The following is a 15,730-nucleotide window of genomic DNA, read 5'->3' as shown; positions in this document are numbered from 1 at the left end:
GTAGGACGCGAAGCCCGTATCGAGACCGGGTCAGGTCTCGAGACGGGCGCGAGCGCCCTCCTCGGCCCGCAGGGGCGCTACGCGGTGAGCTGCAACGCGGCCGCGGTGCGCGCGAGCGAGGCCGCCGCGGCATCCGGGTCGTCGGAGAGCGTCGTGCCGAGCGACGGGATCATCTCACGCAGCTTCGGCTCCCACTCCCCCATGCGGTCGGGGAAGCACCTGCCCATCACCTCGAGCATCACCGGCACCGACACCGACGCGCCCGGCGACGCACCGAGCAGGCCGGCGATCGTGCCGTCGGCGCCCGAGATCACCTCGGTGCCGAACTGCAGGATGCCGCCCTTCTCCGGGTCCTTCTTCATGACCTGCACGCGCTGGCCGGCCGTGATGAGCTCCCAGTCCTCGGACTTCGCCGTCGGCATGAACTCGCGCAGCGCCGCCATCTTCTTCTCGCGCGACGCGAGCAGCTCGGAGACGAGGTACTTCACGAGGTCGAAGTTGCGGAGGCCGACCTGCAGCATCGGGCCCAGGTTGTGCCCGCGGATCGAGAACGGCAGGTCGAACCACGTGCTCGACTTGAGGAACTTGGGCGTGAAGCCGGCGTACGGGCCGAACAGCAGCGACGCCTCGCCGTCGACCACGCGCGTGTCGAGGTGCGGCACCGACATGGGCGGGGCGCCCACTGCGGCCTTGCCGTAGACCTTCGCCTGGTGCTGCGCGACGAGCTTCGGGTTCTTCGTGCGCAGGAACTGCCCGGAGATCGGGAAGCCGCCGTACCCCTTGATCTCGGGGATTCCCGAGTGCTGCAGCAGCGCCAGTGCGCCGCCGCCCGCGCCGACGAACACGAAGCGCGCGCGCACGGTCTCGGGGGTGTTGCCAACGAGGTTGCGGATGCGGAGCTTCCACGTGCCGTCGTCCTGGCGATCCAGCCAGGTGACCTGGTGGTCGGTCGCGATCGATGCGCCGCGCGACTCGAGGTCGCGCAGCAGCTGGACCGTGAGCGCCCCGTAGTCGACATCCGTACCGGATTCGATGCGGGTCGCAGCGACCTTCGCCTTGGGGTTGCGCTTCTTCGCCAGCAGCGGCGCCCACGACGCGATCGTGTCGAGGTCCTCGGTGTACTCCATGCCGGCGAACAGCGGCTGGCCCTCGAGCGCCTTCACGCGCTTCTTCAGGTACTCGATGTTGGCCTTGCCACGCACGAATGTCATGTGCGGCGTGGAGTTGATGAAGCTCTTCGGGTCGGGCAGCGCGCCCTCTTCGACGAGGTGCGCCCAGTACTGGCGGCTCACCTGGAACTGCTCGTTGATCTGCACGGCCTTCGAGGCACTGACGCTGCCGTCGGGAGCCTCGGGCATGTAGTTCAGCTCGCAGAGTGCCGCGTGGCCGGTGCCCGCGTTGTTCCACGGGTTCGAGGACTCCTGCGCGACGCGACCGAGGCGCTCGTAGACGCGGATGCTCCAATCGGGCTGCAGCCTCGAGAGCAGGGAGCCGAGCGTGGCGCTCATGATGCCCCCGCCGATCAGCACGACGTCGACGGTCTCCTCGGAATTCACGGGTTCCAGTGTATGTGCGCGCGGATGTGCGGTTTGACCAGCCGTCACAGGCTCAGCCGCACCAGCTGGGGTCGTCCCCCGACGGCGACGGATGCCGCAGCCGGCACGGCCCCGGCACCCCACTGCCCGAACAGGCGGACGGCCCGCCCCGCATGAAAGCGGGACGGGCCGTCCGGGATCCGTCAGGCGGCTCAGCGACGCTTGGCGGCCGCGATGCGCGGACCGGCGATGGCGCCGCCGAGGGCGATCGCGCCGAGGCCCGCGAAGAGCAGCCAGCCGTTGTCGAAGCCGGTCTCGGCGAGTTCCTTGCCCTCACCGTCGCCGCCACCGGCCGGCGTGGTCTTCACCGGGGTGGTCTCGACCGGCGTGGTGTGCGGCGGGGTGGTGACCGGCGGGGTGGTCACGGGCGGGGTGGTGACCTTCTCGTACGAGAACGAGAAGTGGCTGATGTCCTTGCCGGTCGAGTGCGCGATGGTGACGGAGTTCGTCGGCGGCTGGACCAGGTAGTACTCCGGTCCGCCATCCTCCTGGTTCTCGGAGCCGGACTTCACGCAGAACATGGTGATGACGTACCCCTCGGGCGCGGTGATCAGCTCGTCCTCGCCGTAGGCTCCGTCGGTGCTCTTCCCCGAGTCGAGCTCGGCGCACTTCTGGGTGGGCGCGCCGGCGGGCGGGTCGGTCGGGACGTTCGCGGCGTAGGCGGGGGCAGCGGCGAACAGGGCGGCGCCGCCGCCGAGCAGCAGCGCAGCAGTGAGCACGCGGGTTGACTTCATGTGGGGGCTCCTGGCGGTGAGTTGGTCTCGGATTGTCGGCCGGCCAGCGGGCAGGGCGAGCTCGGCGGGTGGGGGATCTCCGCCGAACACCAACGGACGGTCAGGGCAAAGCCTAGGGGCACTTGCAACCGGGGACAGTCCCCCGAATGGGGACCCATCAGGGCTATCCGGTCACGTTTCGATCACGCATCGTGACAGCGCCGGGCTGCGACATCCGAAGATGCGCAGCCCGGCGACGCCTCAGACCCGCGCCGGCAGGTCGGCCGCGACGAGCTCCGCGATCTGCACCGCGTTCAGCGCGGCGCCCTTGCGCAGGTTGTCGTTCGAGACGAAGAGCACCAGGCCGCGGCCCTCGGGCGCCGACTGGTCGCGGCGGATGCGGCCGACGTAGCTCGGGTCGTTGCCGGCGGCCTGCAGCGGTGTGGGGATGTCGCTGAGCTGCACCCCCGGCGCCTCGGCGAGCAGCTCGGTCGCGCGCTCGGGCGTGATGTCGTTCGCGAACTCGGCGTGGATCGACAGCGAGTGGCCGGTGAAGACCGGCACGCGCACGCACGTGCCCGCGACGCGGAGGCCCGGCAGCTCGAGGATCTTGCGGCTCTCGTTGCGGAGCTTCTTCTCCTCGTCGGTCTCGAAGTCGCCGTCGTCGACGATCGAGCCCGCGAGCGGGATCACGTCGAACGCGATCGGGCGGGGGAACTTCTGCGGCTCCGGCATGGTCACGGCGGTGCCGTCGTGCACCAGACCGATGGCGTCCTGCTCGACGGCGGCCTTCGCCTGCTCGAGCAGCTCCTCGCCGCCCGCGAGCCCGGCGCCCGACACCGCCTGGTACGTCGAGACCATGAGTCGCTCGAGGCCCGCCTCGTCGTGCAGCACCTTCAGCACCGGCATCGCGGCCATGGTCGTGCAGTTCGGGTTGGCGATGATGCCCTTCTTCGCCTCGGCGATGGCGTGCGGGTTGACCTCGCTCACCACGAGCGGGACCTCGGGGTCCATGCGCCATCCGCTCGAGTTGTCGATGACCGTGACGCCGGCCGCCGCGAAGCGGGGCGCCTGCGCCTTCGACAGCGTCGCGCCCGCCGAGAAGATCGCGATGTCGAGACCCGTGGGGTCGGCCGTCGAGGCGTCCTCGACGACGACGTCCTCGCCGCGGAACGGCAGCGTCGTGCCCGCCGAGCGGGCCGAGGCGAAGTAGCGGATCGACTCGACCGGGAAGTCGCGCTCCTCGAGGAGGCGGCGCACGACCGCGCCGACCTGTCCGGTGGCGCCGACGACGCCGATGTTCACTCCGTGTGGCATGGTGCTCCCTCTCGTGGCTTCAAGTATTCAGGAGATCCGGCGATGTGCAGGATCCGGGGTGCCCGATGGTCCTGTATTGGCAGGGTTCTCCTGTAAACCGGCAGTCGGTGACGGATGACGCGTGCGAGCCGGCGGCGCGGCATCCGCTCGTCTCGGGCCTGGCGGCATCCGCTCGCCTCGGGCCTAGCGGCCCGTGCCCGCGTAGACGACCGCGTCGGCGTCGCCGTCGAGCTCGAACGCGGAATGCACCGCGCGCGCAGCGTCGTTCACCGAGTCGGCACGCGTCACGACCGAGATGCGGATCTCGGACGTCGAGATCATCTCGATGTTGATGCCGGCGTCGTACAGCGCCTCGAACAGCTTCGCCGAGATGCCCGTCGCCGAGCGCATCGCGGCGCCCACCAGGGACAGCTTGCCGATCTGGTCGTCGTACTGCAGCGACTGGAACCCGAGCGCCTCCTGCGCCTCGGAGAGCGCCTTGAGCGCGCGCTCGCCGTCGGACTTCGGCACCGTGAACGAGATGTCGGTGCGGCCGGTGGCCGCCGCCGAGACGTTCTGGACGATCATGTCGACGTTCGCGTTCGTGTTCGCGACGATCTTGAAGATCTTCGCGGCGGCGCCGGGCACGTCGGGCACGCCGACGACCGTGACCTTGACCTGCGACAGGTCCACCGCGACTCCGGCGATGACGGACTCTTCCACAGCTTCTCCTTCGGGAAGGCGCTCGGGGTCGTAGACGACGGTCCCCTCGCTGTTGTTGAACGACGAGCGCACGTGCAGCGTGACGCCGTGACGCCGCGCGTACTCGACTGCCCTGATGTGCAGCACCTTGGCGCCGGATGCCGCGAGCTCGAGCATCTCCTCGCTGGTGATGCGGTCGAGCTTGCGGGCCTTCGTCACCACGCGCGGGTCGGAGGTGAAGACGCCGTCGACGTCGGTGTAGATCTCGCACACGTCGGCGTCGAGCGCCGCCGCGAGCGCGACCGCCGTCGTGTCGCTGCCGCCGCGGCCGAGCGTCGTGATGTCGCGGGACTCGCGGCTGAATCCCTGGAAGCCGGCGACGATGACGATCGCGCCGTCGTCGAGCGCCTCGCGGAGGCGGACCGGGGTGACCTCGACGATGCGGGCGGCGCCGTGCGTGGCATCCGTGATCATGCCGGCCTGGCTGCCCGTGAACGAGCGCGCCTCGACGCCCATGCTCTTGATCGCCATCGCGAGCAGCGCCATCGAGATGCGCTCGCCCGACGTCAGGAGCATGTCGAGCTCGCGGGGGGCAGGGAGGGGGCTGACCTCGTGCGCGAGATCGAGCAGCTCGTCGGTCGTGTCGCCCATCGCGGAGACCGCGACGACGACGTCGTTGCCCGCCTTGCGGGTGTCGACGATGCGCTTCGCGACCCGCTTGATGCTCTCCGCATCGGCGACGGACGATCCGCCGTATTTCTGCACGATCAAGCTCACGTGGACGCTCCCGGGGGTGTGTCTGGGCCGGGGAAGCATTCACCCGGCGCCGGAACGTCCATCATACGGCGGGCGGCATTGCGGGCCTGCCATGTGACGACCGCCGCGTCGCCGTCGTCGCCGCATCGCCGGGTCGTCGCATCGCCGATAGAGTGCGGCCATGGCGGAGGCGCTCGAGGGGTGGACCGACTTCAACGTCGCGATGGTCGGCGCCGCGGCGGCGCTCGCCGGCCTGCTCATCGTGGCGATGTCGGTGAACATCCAGGCCATCATGGCGTCGCCCGCCCTGCCTGCCCGGGCGGGCGCTGCGGTCGCCGCCCTGGTGCTCGTGCTCGTGGTCGCGGCGTTCGGACTGATGCCGGGCCAGCCGATGGCGGCCTACGGCGTCGAGGTGGTCGTGGCGGCGCTCGGCGCCGGCGCGTTCCAGGCTGCAGCCATGCGCGCGATCGCGCGCGAACGCTACGGAACCGCCTCGGCGCGCGCGGCGCGGAGCCTGCTCGGCCTCCTGCCGATCGCGGCGTACCTGGTCGGTGCGGCGCTCGTGCTCGTGGGCCGGCCCGAAGCCGGACTGCTCGCGATCGCCTTCGGCGCGGTGCTCGCGGTCGCCGTCGCGATCGTCATCGCATGGGTGGTGCTCGTCGAGGTGCTGCGATGAGTACCGCGGCGCGCTGAGCCGCCGCCGGCGACGCGTCAGCGGTCGCGTTCCATGTACCACTCGGTGAAGCGGGTCGCCCTGCCGTCCGGGGCCAGGCGGATGACCCACAGGTTGTCGTAGAGCTTCGACGCGGGGTAGTCGGTGCGGCCCTGCACGACGACGAGGTCGTCGGTCTCGACGAGGACCTCCCAGTCGAAGTCCCAGTCGTCGGGCTCGTCCTTGGAGTCGATCCAGCCGGCGATGATCGCCTCGCGGCCGCGGAGGGCGTCGGGGTCGTCCGGGCTGAACTCGTACACCGCGTCATCCGTGAAGATCGCGGCGATGTCGTCGGGGTCGTTGGTCTCCCACGCTCGGACGTACCCCTCGACCCAGTCACTGCCTGCGCTCATGTGGTCCGTTCTATCGGCGTGGCCCCCGGGCGTCAATGGGGTCTCGCGACTCGGTCGAACGGGGTGCACCCCTCGCCGGTTGACAGGAGAGCCGACGATCCACAGGACGGATCCGCGCCGGCCGACCGGCGAATCGCGGCACCTCCTGTGAACCCGGCGAGGGCGTGAGCCGACGGGCGTCAGCCGACGACGCGGCGGCCCTCGAAGGCGCGGCCGAGGGTGACCTCGTCGGCGTACTCGAGGTCGCCGCCGACCGGGAGCCCGGAGGCGAGGCGGGTGACGCGGATCTCGAGCGTCGTGAGCAGGCGGCTGAGGTAGGTCGCGGTCGCCTCGCCCTCGAGGTTCGGGTCGGTCGCGATGATGACCTCGCTGACGGTGCCGTCGGCGAGGCGCTGCATCAGCTGGCGGATGCGGAGCTCGTCAGGGCCGATGCCGTCGATCGGGCTGATCGCGCCGCCCAGCACGTGGTAGAGCCCGCGGAACTCGCGCGTGCGCTCGATCGCGACGACGTCCTTCGCCTCCTCGACGACGCAGATGAGCGACGCGTCGCGGCGAGGGTCGCGGCAGATGGAGCAGGTCGCCTCCTCGGCGACGTTGCCGCAGATCTCGCAGAACTTCACCTTGTCGCGCACCTCGGTCAGGATCTCCGCGAGGCGCGATACGTCGAACTGCTCGGTCTGCACGATGTGGAACGCGATCCGCTGCGCCGACTTCGGCCCGATGCCCGGAAGCCGGCCGAGCTCGTCGATCAGTTCTTGGACGATGCCCTCGTACACGCGCTACCCCCGCTCGCCGAACCGTGCGGCGGGCGGCGCCTCGACCTCTTCGAGGAACGTCGCGCCGAGCAGGTCGCGCACGACCGCCTCGCCGTAACGCTGGATCGGGGCGGCACCGCCCGGGGATGCCGTGGCTGCGGGCCGGCGCGGAGCACGCGCCGTCGGCGCAGCTGCGGGCGGAGCTTCGACCACCGCCTCGGGACCGGGATCGAACACGGGCTCGTCGTCGGGCGGAGGCGCGTCGGCGTCATCGGGCGGCGGCACCTCGTCGACGGGGGCGGCGCTCGGAGGGACCGGTCGGTCGGCGAGCGCGGTCGACGATGCCGTGCTGCGCCCGGGGGCGCGAGCCGCACCTGCGCCGGGCGATGCCCCTGCGGTCACGTCGACGGTCGGGTCGGAGGCCGGGATCGCGACGGTCGCCCACGAGTCGACCGGGCCCGCCGCGCCCGCGGTCGTCGGCGCAGTCGAGGCCGAGGCCGACCGCGTCGCGGCTGACCGCGGCGCGTCCGTGCCACTCCGCGGTGCCGTGGCAGCCGACGGGTCGGCGCCGGCCGCGGATGTGCCGGAAGCTGCTGGAGCTGGAGCGTCCGCCTCGCCCGGCGCATCCGCTCCGCCTGCAGGACCCTCGTCTGCTGGGCGGTCGGCTACGGGACGGTCGACTGCGGACGGAGGCGGCGTCTGCTCGCCCATCACGCGCGGGACGAACTTGACCTGGACGCCCAGCACCTCGGCGATCGCCCGTCGCAACAGCTCGGCCGGACTCTGGGTTCCGGTGCCGCCGCGCAGTTCCTTCACATCGTTCTGGCTGGGGAAGCCGAGCACGAGCACGGAGTCGTCGGAGCGGTAGTCGATGACCTTGGCGGTGAGCGCCGCCATCCATGCCGTGCGCTTGGTGCGCTCGAGCACGCCGAGGATCTCGGGCCACGCGTCGCGGACCTGCTCGACTGTGAGCGGGCCGACGGGCAGCGGGCGCGCAGCAGGTTCCGCGACGGACGCTCCGGCCGGCGCGCCGGTCGCGACCGACGCGGACGGCTCCGACGGCGGGACCGGCATGGGCGGCGCACTCGCAGCCGCAGCGGCATCAGCCGGCGCGGATGCCGCCCGAGTCGGCGCCGACGGCGCGGCGGCCGACGCCTGGTCGACCGCCTCGGGTGCCGCGGGTGCCGCGGCGGCATCAGGCGCACGCACCGGCGTGGCCGGTGCCGGCGCGGCGGCAGACGGGCCCGCGGCATCCGTCACGCCCACGCGACGCTCGAGCCGCTCGACGCGGGCCAGCGCACCCCGTTCGGTCTCGTCGCTCGCGGGCACGAGCACCCGGGCGAGCATGAGCTCGAGGTGCAGCCTCGGCGACGTGGCGCCGGTCATCTCGGTGAGGGTCTGGTTGACGAGGTCGGCCACGCGCGAGAGCTCGGCGGCGCCGAAGGCCGACGCCTGGGCGGCCATGCGAGTGAGCTCGTCGGCCGGCACGCCGCGCAACACGGCGGCCGCCGACTCGGGCGAGGTCGCGGCGACGACGATGAGGTCGCGGAGCCGCTCGAGCAGGTCTTCCACGAAGCGCCGAGGGTCTTGGCCGGTCTGCATGACCCGATCGGCCGCGGCGAACGCGCCTGCGGCGTCGGCCGCGCCGATCGCGTCGACCACCTCGTCGAGCAGGGCGCCGTGCGTGTAGCCGAGCAGTGCGACGGCGCGCTCGTACCCGACGGTCGAACCCTCGGATCCGGCGATGAGCTGGTCGAGCAGCGACAGCGTGTCACGCGGCGAGCCGCCGCCGGCGCGCACGACGAGCGACAGCACGCCCGGCTCGACGGTCACGCCCTCGTCGTCGCACAGCTGCTGCACGTAGTCGAGCATGGGCGCCGGCGGCACGAGCCGGAACGGGTAGTGATGCGTGCGCGAGCGGATGGTGCCGAGCACCTTGTCGGGCTCGGTCGTCGCGAAGATGAACTTCACGTGCTCGGGCGGCTCTTCGACGAGCTTCAGCAGCGCGTTGAACCCCTGCGGCGTCACCATGTGCGCCTCGTCGAGGATGAAGATCTTGTACCGGTCTCGGGCCGGGGCGAACACCGCGCGCTCGCGGAGGTCGCGCGCGTCGTCGACGCCGTTGTGGCTCGCGGCGTCGATCTCGACCACGTCGAGCGAGCCGCCGCCTGCACGCGACAGCTCGACGCAGCTCGGGCACGTGCCGCACGGGGTGTCGGTCGGTCCCTCGGCGCAGTTGAGGCACCGCGCGAGGATGCGCGCCGAGGTCGTCTTGCCGCAGCCGCGCGGGCCGCTGAAGAGGTACGCGTGGTTCACGCGGTCGGTGCGGAGCGCGGTCATCAGCGGCTCGGTGACCTGCGACTGGCCGATCATCTCGGCGAAGGTCTCGGGCCGGTATCGGCGGTAGAGGGCGGTGACCACGGGTCAATGCTAGTCGCGCCGTCCGACACCGCGGCCGGTCCGACGAGCGCTCGCGAGACGGGGGCCTGCGATGCCCCGCCGTCCGCGACGCGAGGGCGCGCCGCGGCGTGGAACGGCGCCCGTGTCCCCGGGCGGGCATAGGATCGATGGACCGCATCGGGGCGGCCGCGGCATCCGCTCGCCCCATCGACGACGGTGGAGGTGGTCACGTGACGGGGATCCGCAGCGCGGAGCAACTCGAGCGCTTCCGGGAGCTGCTGCTCGCCGAGCGCCAGGAGGCCGAGGAACGACTCGCCGAGCAGAGCGAGGGCATCACGGCCGTGCGCGAGGCGAGATCCGACGGCTCCGTCGACGACGAGCACGACCCCGACGGCCCGACCATGAGCCAGGAGTGGTCGCAGCGCACCGCGGTGCTGCACGACGTCGAGCACGAGCTCGTCGACGTCGACCGGGCGCTCGCCCGCATCGACGACGGCACCTACGGCGTGTGCGAGCGGTGCGGCCAGAAGATCACCGTCGGCCGACTCGAGGCGAGGCCGACCGCGACGCTCTGCATCGACTGCGCGCGCAAGGTGCGCTGACGCCCGCCGCGGCTCGTCACCGCGCGGAGCCGGCCGGGGCCGCGTGCTCCTCCCGGGCGGGTTCAGGGGCGACGGATGCCGCGGCGCGGGCCGCCCCCGACAGACCGTCGAACGACCGCAGCACGAGCGGGCTCGCACCGAGCACCGCGTAGAGCACGGCCGCGCCCGCCAGCACCGGAGTCGGGCCGAGCGCCTCCACCAGCACGCCCGCGAGGATGGCGCCCACCGGCATCGACGCCGCCACTCCGGCCGTGAGCGCCCCGAACACCCGGGCCCGCATGCCGTCGGGGACCACGCCGTACAGCGCCGTCGAGATCATGGGGTTGATCGCGCCCGCCGCGAGGCCGGAGAACGCGAGGACGGGGAAGAGCAGCTCGGCGGGCGCCCCGAGTGCCATGGCGGCGTACGGCGGCGCACCGGCGAGGACGAAGCACGCGGCGAACATCGTGCGACCTGACGCGCGATGCCCGATCGCCCCGAACAGCGCGGATCCGGTCAGCGCGCCCGCGGCGAAGCACCCGACCATGAACCCGAGCGTCGCGGGATCGCCGAGGACCTGCGATGCGTACACCGGCTTCAGCACGGTCAGTCCCGCGGCGTCGATCGCGTTCGTCAGCGTGACGAGCAGCACGACGCCCCGTGCGAGCGGGGTCCGCATGATGAAGCGGATGCCGGCGACGAACGCCTGCACGCTCGACCCTGCGGTCTCCTCCGCCCGGGTCGCCTCCGCGGAGCCGTCCTCCGCATCGACCGCGGCCGCGTGCGCGCCCGCCCGGAGCGCGCCGGGCCGCGGGACGAGGAGCGCGACGAGCAGTGCGGAGACGGCGAAGCCCGCGGCATCCGCCACGAGCGCCGTCATCGGCCCGGCCAGCGCGACGAGCGCACCCGCGACCCCGGCGCCCACCATCGTCGCGGTGCGCTGCACCGCCGACTGGGCCCCCGCCGCTCGGGCGAGCGGCGTCCGCGCCAGCGCGGCGAGGTCGGGCATGAGCACGGTCTTCGCGGTGTCGCCCGGTGCGTCGAGCAGGCCGCCCAGGAAGACGAGCGCGAGCAGGGCGCCGAAGGAGAGCAGCCCTGCGGCATCCAGCAACGGGATCGCGAGCACGGTGACGCCGCTCGCGACGTCGGCCGCGATGCTCGACGCGCGGTACCCGAACCGGTCGACGAGCACCCCGCCGAGGGCCCCGCCGATCACGAGGGGCACCGTCGCGAAGATGCCCGCCACGCCCGCCGCGAGCGGCGACCCGGTCTGCTGCAGCACGATGATCGGGATCGCGACGAGCGCGATGGCGTTGCCGCCGAGCGAGAACAGCTGCGCGGCGAAGAGCGCGATGAGCGGGATGCGGCGGCGAGGGCCGGTCGCGGGCTGCACGAAGGACGTGGCATCCGTGCCGTGGTCGTTCATGCGCCGGTCCTCGGGAAGACGTGGGTCATGTAGCGGATGCCGCGCGAGCCGTCGTGGGGGTCGCGGCCCCGATCGCGCCACCGCTCGGCGACCGCGTCGAGCTCGGCGGCGAAGTCGCGCATCTCGTCGGCCGTGAGGTGGAAGAACCCGTCCGACGACTCGGACGCGGCGACCCACTCGCGCTCGAGCGACGGTTCGGCGTCGAGGGCGGCCAGCAGCTCGCGGTGGTACGACTCGAGCACCGCGCGACGCATGGCGCTCGCCGCGTCGTATCCTTCCGGGTCGTCGAGGAAGTCCGTCGTCTCCCAGTGCGTCATCTCGTGTGCGGCGCGCCACCACCGCTCGCGGCGATCGCGTGCGAGCTCGGGGGCCTCTTCGACGAACCCGTGCTTGGCGAGGGTCGCCAGGTGGTAGCTGACCGACCCGGGCGCCTCGCCCAGGCGCTCGGCGAGCGCGCCGACCGTGGCGGGCCCGTCGGCGCGCAGCATGCCGATGATGCGCAGGCGGGCGGGGTGGGCCATCGCGCGCAGGGCTCCGGCGTCGCGCAGGTCGAGCCTCGAGCCGGGCGGGGTGGGGCGCTCGTCGTCCATGGGGACGATGGTAGATGCACAAGAAATATTGTGCAATGGTTCTTGTGCAATAGGTCTTGTGGAATGCGCGACCGCGCGAGACGTCCCGGCATGGCGGCTGGGCTCCCCCATCCGCGACGGATCGACGGACTCGACCGAACCGGGCGCACGGGCAGCGGATGCCGCGTCAGCCCGCGACGACCTCGAGGGTCTGCCGCGCGATCTCGAGCTCCTCGTTCGTCGGCACGACGAGCACGTCGACGCGCGCGCCGTCCGACGAGATCCGGCGGGCGCCACCGCCCCGCTCGGCGTTGCGCGCGGCATCGACCTCGACGCCGAAGCCCCCGAGGCCGGCCAGCGCGCGCTCGCGCACCGGGGCCGCGTTCTCGCCGACGCCGGCGGTGAACACGATCGCGTCGACCCGGCCCAGCTGCGCCGCGTACGCACCCACGTACGAGCGGATGCGGTGAGCGTAGACGTCGAGCGCGAGGGCCGCCCGCTCGTCGCCCGACTCGGCCGCGGCGACGAGGTCGCGCATGTCGCCGTGGCCGCCGAGGCCCAGGATGCCGCTGCGCTTGTTGAGCAGGTCGTCGACGCCGTCGACGTCGAGGCCCGCCCGGCGCTGCAGGTGCAGCAGCACCGCCGGGTCGAGGTCGCCCGAGCGCGTGCCCATCACGAGCCCCTCGAGCGGCGTCATGCCCATGCTCGTCTCGACCGACCGCCCCCCATCGACCGCGCACGCGGACGCGCCATTGCCGAGGTGCAGCACGATGAGCTTGAGCTCCTCGACCGGTCGGCCGAGGAACTCCGCGGCGGCGTGCGACACGAACCGGTGCGACGTGCCGTGGAACCCGTAGCGCCGGACCCGGTGCTTCGCGGCGACCTCCGCATCGATCGCGTACGTGTAGGCCGGAGGCGGCATCGTCTGGTGGAACGCCGTGTCGAACACGGCCACGTGCGGCACCGCGGGGAACGCGTGCTCCGCCGCGACGATCCCCGCGAGGTTCGCCGGGTTGTGCAGCGGCGCGAGCACCGACAGCTCGTCGATGTTGATCTTCACCAGCTCGGTGATCACGGTCGGCTCGAAGAAGCGAGCACCGCCCTGCACCACGCGGTGCCCGACGGCGACGGGCGCGTGAGCGTCGAGCGACGGCCCGTGCTCGTCGAAGGCACGCAGCATCCACGCGAAGGCGGCGTCGTGGTCGGGCACCTCGAGCTCGTCGCGGAACTCGCGCCCGGCGGCATCCGTGTGCGTCGCTCGCCCCGAAGGCCGGCCGATGCGCTCGATGAGGCCGGTCGCGAGGGCCTCACCCGCGTCGACGTCGACGAGCTGGTACTTCATCGACGACGAGCCGGAGTTGACGACGAGGACGTCGCTCACGACGCGGCCGCCTGGATCGCCGTGATCGCGACCGTGTTCACGATGTCCTGCACGAGCGCGCCGCGCGAGAGGTCGTTCACAGGCTTCCGCAGTCCCTGCAGCACCGGCCCGATCGCCACCGCGCCCGCCGAGCGCTGCACGGCCTTGTACGTGTTGTTGCCCGTGTTGAGGTCGGGGAACACGAACACCGTCGCCCGCCCCGCGACATCCGACTCGGGCATCTTGGTGCGCGCCACCGCGGCGTCGGCGGCCGCGTCGTACTGGATCGGCCCGGCCACCGGCAGCTCGGGGGCACGCTCGCGCACCAGCTCGGTCGCGAGGCGCACCTTGTCGACATCCGCCCCCGAACCCGACTCGCCCGTCGAGTACGACAGCATCGCCACGCGCGGCTCGATGCCGAACTGCGCCGCGGTCTGCGCCGACGAGATCGCGATGTCGGCGAGCTGCTCGGCCGTCGGATCGGGCACGATCGCGCAGTCGCCGTACACCAGCACCCGGTCGGCGAGCGCCATGAGGAACACGCTCGAGACGACCTCGACGCCCGGCCTGGTCTTGATGATCTCGAACGCCGGCCGGATCGTGTGCGCCGTGGTGTGCATCGCGCCCGACACCATGCCGTCGGCCAGGCCGAGCTCGACCATCATCGTGCCGAAGTACGAGACGTCCTGCACGGTGTCGCGGGCCTGCTCGAGCGAGATGCCCTTGTGCGCGCGGCGGCGCTGGTACTCGTCGGCGAAGCGGTACACGAGCACGTGGTCGTGGTTCGACAGCACCGTGGCCTTCGAGATGTCGAGGCCGAGCCCGATCGCACGCGAGCGGACCTCGATCTCCTCGCCCAGGATCGTGAGTTCGGCGACATCGCGTGCGAGCAGCGTCGCCGCGGCACGCAGCACCCGGTCGTCGTACCCCTCGGGCAGCACGATGTGCTTGCGGACCCCGCGGGCGCGGGCGAGCAGGCCGTACTCGAACATGAGCGGCGTGACCACGTCGGTGCGCGCCACGTCGAGCCGGTCGAGCAGCTCGTGCCCGTCGACGTGCTTCTCGAACAGGGCCAGCGCCGTGTCGCGCTTGCGCTGCGACTCGGCCGCGAGCCGGCCGCGTGTGTGCGTGATCGCGAGCGCGGTGTCGTACGTCGTGAGCGGCGTGCGGATGATCGGGAGCCCGGACTTCAGGCCCTCGATGAGCCGCTCGACCGTCTCGGAGACGGGGAACCCGCCGTTCAGCACGATGCCCGAGATCGACGGGAAGGTCGCCGACGCGTGCGCGGTGAGCACCCCGAGCAGCACCTCGCTGCGGTCGCCCGGCACCACCACGACCGAGCCCTCGATGAGCCGGGTCAGCACGTTCTCCATGGACATGGCCGCGATCACCGCGCCGAGCGCCTCGCGCTCGAGCAGCTCGGGGTCGCCCGCGTACAGCTCGCCGCCGACCGCGTGCATGATGCTGCGCATCGACGGTGCGACGAGGAACGGGTCCTCCGGCACGGCCCACACGGCGACGGATGCCGCATCCAGCGTCGATCGTCCACCGGATGCCGCGGCATCCGCTGCCCGCCCGACCGCCGCACGCAGCGCAGCCACGACGTCGTCGAGCCGATCGGGGTCGGCCCGGTTCGCCACGATGCCGAGGAGCGTCGCGTGCTCGCGCTCGAGCTCCTCGACCGCGAGCTCGGTGAGCTGCGCCAGCTCGTCCGGAGTCCGCGAGTCGGTGTAGCCGAGCCGCTCGCTCGCGCCGCGGCCCTGCGGCACCCGGCCGCCGACCGCGAGGAGCACCGGGGCGCCGAGGTTCGCGGCGATGCGCGCGTTGTATGCGAGCTCGGTCGGGCTGCCGACATCCGTGTAGTCGGATCCGATGACGACGACCACGTCGCACCGCGACTCGATCGCCTTGAACCTGCGGACGATGGTCGCGAGCGCCGCCTCGGGGTCGGCGTGGACGTCCTCGTAGGTCACGCCGATCGCCTCGTCGTACCCGAGCGCGATCACGCCGTCGTGCGCGAGGAGCAGGTCGAGCACGTAGTCGCGCTCCTGCGTCGACCTCGCGATCGGCCGGAACACCCCGACGCGCGTCGCCCTGCGGCTCAGCGTGTCGACCGTGCCGAGCGCGACGGTCGACTTGCCCGTGTTGCCCTCGGCGGAGCAGATGTAGATGCTGTGCGCCACGCCAGCCAGCCTATTGGGCCGGGTCGGACGCCCCGCTGGGAATCCCGGGCGAGTGCGCGACGCGGGGCGTCCGGCCCGCGGCATCCGTCATCAGCGCCTGCTCGGCGTGCCGTTTGCAGGGGATCCGGCGATGCACAGGATCGATCCGCGGATTCCGGCCTGCAGATCGACGGTTCTGCGGTAGACCGAAGGTGGCTCGGCGGGAAGGCGCGGGCGGATGCCGCGGCAGCCACCGCACCCTTACAGGAGATCGGGCGATTCGCCGGACCGGTTGACGGGATTCGACCTGCAGATCGCCGGTTCTCCTGCAAACGGTGGGTGGCTCGATG

The 15,730-nt window shown here is 72.2% G+C and carries 13 protein-coding genes; 2 read left to right on the top strand and 11 right to left on the bottom strand.

Annotated elements, in window-relative coordinates; genetic code table 11:
• Nucleotides 1-77 precede the first annotated feature (77 nt).
• The 4 genes from ACULK4_RS05370 to ACULK4_RS05355 form a co-directional block, all read right to left on the bottom strand.
• Entirely contained in the window at nucleotides 78-1,508 is a 1,431-nt protein-coding gene (locus ACULK4_RS05370) for a malate:quinone oxidoreductase (protein WP_501043377.1), read from the bottom strand.
• A 239-nt stretch (nucleotides 1,509-1,747) separates the two neighbouring features.
• On the bottom strand, nucleotides 1,748-2,329 hold the full coding sequence (locus ACULK4_RS05365; protein WP_445965686.1) for a hypothetical protein: 582 nt from the start codon (nucleotides 2,327-2,329) through the stop codon (nucleotides 1,748-1,750).
• Between the two features lie 240 nt (nucleotides 2,330-2,569).
• On the bottom strand, nucleotides 2,570-3,625 hold the full coding sequence (locus ACULK4_RS05360) for an aspartate-semialdehyde dehydrogenase (protein WP_445965687.1): 1,056 nt from the start codon (nucleotides 3,623-3,625) through the stop codon (nucleotides 2,570-2,572).
• A gap of 183 nt (nucleotides 3,626-3,808) precedes the next feature.
• Complete coding sequence (locus ACULK4_RS05355) at nucleotides 3,809-5,083, bottom strand: aspartate kinase (protein ID WP_445965688.1); 1,275 nt, start codon at nucleotides 5,081-5,083, stop codon at nucleotides 3,809-3,811.
• Between the two features lie 160 nt (nucleotides 5,084-5,243).
• Between ACULK4_RS05355 and ACULK4_RS05350 the strand changes: the two genes are divergently transcribed.
• Nucleotides 5,244-5,738 carry a hypothetical protein gene (locus ACULK4_RS05350; protein ID WP_445965689.1) on the top strand — a complete coding sequence of 165 codons (495 nt, stop codon included), beginning with the start codon at nucleotides 5,244-5,246 and terminating at the stop codon, nucleotides 5,736-5,738.
• A 35-nt stretch (nucleotides 5,739-5,773) separates the two neighbouring features.
• On the opposite strand, the gene ACULK4_RS05345 is transcribed toward ACULK4_RS05350, so the two are convergent.
• From ACULK4_RS05345 to ACULK4_RS05335, 3 genes are all read right to left on the bottom strand, one after another.
• Nucleotides 5,774-6,127 carry a nuclear transport factor 2 family protein gene (locus ACULK4_RS05345; protein WP_445965690.1) on the bottom strand — a complete coding sequence of 118 codons (354 nt, stop codon included), beginning with the start codon at nucleotides 6,125-6,127 and terminating at the stop codon, nucleotides 5,774-5,776.
• Between the two features lie 179 nt (nucleotides 6,128-6,306).
• Nucleotides 6,307-6,903: a recombination mediator RecR gene (gene recR, locus ACULK4_RS05340; RefSeq protein ID WP_445965691.1), complete on the bottom strand. Its 597-nt coding sequence runs from the start codon at nucleotides 6,901-6,903 to the stop codon at nucleotides 6,307-6,309.
• Between the two features lie 3 nt (nucleotides 6,904-6,906).
• Nucleotides 6,907-9,303, bottom strand: coding sequence for a DNA polymerase III subunit gamma and tau (locus ACULK4_RS05335; RefSeq protein ID WP_445965692.1), 2,397 nt, complete (start codon nucleotides 9,301-9,303; stop codon nucleotides 6,907-6,909).
• A gap of 146 nt (nucleotides 9,304-9,449) precedes the next feature.
• Here ACULK4_RS05335 and ACULK4_RS05330 point away from each other — a divergent pair, with 146 nt between their 5' ends.
• A complete protein-coding gene (locus ACULK4_RS05330) occupies nucleotides 9,450-9,884 on the top strand; it encodes a TraR/DksA family transcriptional regulator (RefSeq protein WP_445965693.1) in 435 nt (144 codons plus the stop codon).
• A 16-nt stretch (nucleotides 9,885-9,900) separates the two neighbouring features.
• On the opposite strand, the gene ACULK4_RS05325 is transcribed toward ACULK4_RS05330, so the two are convergent.
• The 4 genes from ACULK4_RS05325 to pta form a co-directional block, all read right to left on the bottom strand.
• Nucleotides 9,901-11,289 (bottom strand): MFS transporter, encoded by a 1,389-nt coding sequence (locus tag ACULK4_RS05325; RefSeq protein ID WP_445965694.1) that lies wholly within the window; start codon nucleotides 11,287-11,289, stop codon nucleotides 9,901-9,903.
• Nucleotides 11,286-11,879: an ArsR/SmtB family transcription factor gene (locus ACULK4_RS05320; RefSeq protein WP_445965695.1), complete on the bottom strand. Its 594-nt coding sequence runs from the start codon at nucleotides 11,877-11,879 to the stop codon at nucleotides 11,286-11,288. The genes ACULK4_RS05325 and ACULK4_RS05320 overlap by 4 nt, the downstream gene beginning before the upstream one ends.
• Before the next feature lie 166 nt (nucleotides 11,880-12,045).
• A complete protein-coding gene (locus tag ACULK4_RS05315; protein WP_445965696.1) occupies nucleotides 12,046-13,239 on the bottom strand; it encodes an acetate/propionate family kinase in 1,194 nt (397 codons plus the stop codon).
• Entirely contained in the window at nucleotides 13,236-15,401 is a 2,166-nt protein-coding gene (gene pta / locus ACULK4_RS05310) for a phosphate acetyltransferase (RefSeq protein ID WP_445965697.1), read from the bottom strand. Before pta ends, ACULK4_RS05315 begins: the two co-directional genes overlap by 4 nt.
• Nucleotides 15,402-15,730: the final 329 nt, after the last annotated feature.

It is taken from the genome of Agromyces selenitireducens (genome assembly GCF_052748465.2).
Note: the sequence above shows the minus strand (reverse complement) of the source record. Positions and strands in the feature narration are given on the sequence as shown.